The organism is Dietzia sp. CW19 (assembly GCF_014145265.1).
GTDB lineage: Bacteria > Actinomycetota > Actinomycetes > Mycobacteriales > Mycobacteriaceae > Dietzia > Dietzia natronolimnaea.
This window is the reverse complement of sequence record NZ_JAALEE010000089.1, coordinates 1-1711: the sequence shown is the minus strand read 5'-3', so window position 1 is coordinate 1711 and position 1711 is coordinate 1. Positions and strand designations below refer to the sequence as shown.

2 protein-coding genes and 1 pseudogene are annotated in these 1711 nt (G+C 71.4%); 1 reads left to right on the top strand and 2 read right to left on the bottom strand.

All coding sequences use genetic code 11. The annotated features are described in order from the left end of the window. A partial coding sequence (locus G6021_RS03255) for an HNH endonuclease signature motif containing protein (RefSeq protein WP_182640655.1) occupies positions 1-959 on the top strand: 959 nt, incomplete at its 5' end. A 5-nt stretch (positions 960-964) separates the two neighbouring features. Here G6021_RS03255 and G6021_RS03250 read toward each other — a convergent pair. Together G6021_RS03250 and G6021_RS03245 are read right to left on the bottom strand one after the other, a co-directional pair. Next, the gene (locus G6021_RS03250; protein WP_182639505.1) at positions 965-1438 is read right to left on the bottom strand and encodes a molybdenum cofactor biosynthesis protein MoaE; all 474 of its coding nucleotides are present in this window, start codon (positions 1436-1438) and stop codon (positions 965-967) included. 50 nt (positions 1439-1488) lie between these two features. After that, positions 1489-1711 (bottom strand): annotated as a pseudogene (locus G6021_RS03245) (bifunctional molybdenum cofactor biosynthesis protein MoaC/MoaB); the annotation flags it as partial.

The following is a 1711-nucleotide window of genomic DNA, read 5'->3' as shown; positions in this document are numbered from 1 at the left end:
TTACCCGCTCGGTCCGATTCCGCGGGGCACGGAACGGCATGGCCACGATGTGGGCCAGGCTCACCGCTGCCGATGCCGAACTCCTTCGGCGTCGCATCGACACCGACGCGTCGGCCGCCTCGGCGGACGGGTTGGATCGTCCCATGGACCAGCTCCGCGCCGACGCCCTCGCCGCGCTCGCCGTCTACCCGTCTGATGCGGGCCGGTCCGCGGCCGATACCGCCTCCGCCGCTGCCCGCGCGTCCGAGCACGACGGTATCGAGCACGACGGCATCGAACTCGGCGACGTCAGGGTCGGCGCGGACCTGCCCCGGCCCACACTGGGCAACGCCGCGCGGGCCGGTCAGCCGATCCGCATCAGCGTGATCGCCTCCGCGGCCCGGGGCCTGCCCAACCGTGTCGAGTTCGTCCACGGCGCGTACAGCAGCTTCGAGTGGCTCTGCACGGAACTGCTCGAGGGGGACGACGCGAGCGTGCGGTTCGAGCTCATCGACCCTGCCCCGGGCGTGCTCGACTCCCCGGAACACGCCCTGCGCTACGTGATCACCCCGGCGATGGCCGAGCGCATCCGGTTGCGCGACGGCACCTGCCGGCACCCGGGGTGCTCGGTTCCCGCCAAGGACTGCGACGTGGACCATGTGCTCGCGTTCAACAAGAAGGACCCTGAACTCGGCGGGCCGACCACCGAGTGGAACCTCGTCTGCCTGTGTCGGAAACACCACCGGGAGAAGACGTTCGGGACCAACGCCTACCGGTCCGGGCCGTTGGGTGATCTCGTCATCATCACCGACACCGGGCACGAACACCGCACCAGACCCAAGGGCCCCCTGGCCCGTGCTCGTGACGCCATCCGGGAACGCGAGTGGAACGCCTACGCGGATCGCACCATCGCCGACGACGGCACACTCGTCAACCCGCCGGGTCACCAATGGCCCGGATCCCGCAGACGGCCAGCCTGATCGACTCAGCAGTCGCCGACGCCCACCCACTCCGAGACGCCGTCGGTGAAGCGCTGCCGCTTCCAGATGGGCACCCCGCGCTTGAGTCGTTCGATGAGCTCCGAGCAGGCGGCAAAGGCCTCGGCCCGGTGCGGCGCCACGGCCACCACCACCACGGCGACCTCACCCACCGGCAGCACCCCCACCCGGTGCACCGCGCCGATGCGGACGGAGCGCCGCGGGTCGAGCGGTCCGCCCTTCTCTAGGTCGGGCGAGGTGTGTTCGGTCGCCACCTCGTCGCAGAGCCGTTCGAGGACGTCCTGCGCCGTGGGGTGGGCCGAGTACTCGATGTCGAGCACGTCGCGACCGTGGTCGTGGTCGCGCACCACCCCGGAGAACGTGACCATGGCGCCGTCGGCGGTGCTCCAGACGGCCTTCTCGACCTCACGGGGGTCGATCGCGGTCTCGGTGATCTGCACGAGTGGACTGCGGACGGTCATGGTCGGTTCCTCCTCGCGGTTCGGTCCCGGGCGGCTGCGGGCGGGGACGGTCAGTGCCCGCCACCGTGGGCGTGGACGGCGAGCAGGTGGTCCAACAACTCGTCGAGTACCGCCAGTCCGTCGCGCACCCCGCCCGAAGAGCCCGGGAGGTTCGCCACCAGGGTACGTCCGGAGAAGCCCGCCAGGCCGCGGCTCATGGCGGCGGTGGGGGTCGAGGCCAGCCCGCGGGCGCGCATCGCCTCGGCGACGCCGGGGAGCTCGAGTTCCAGGTGG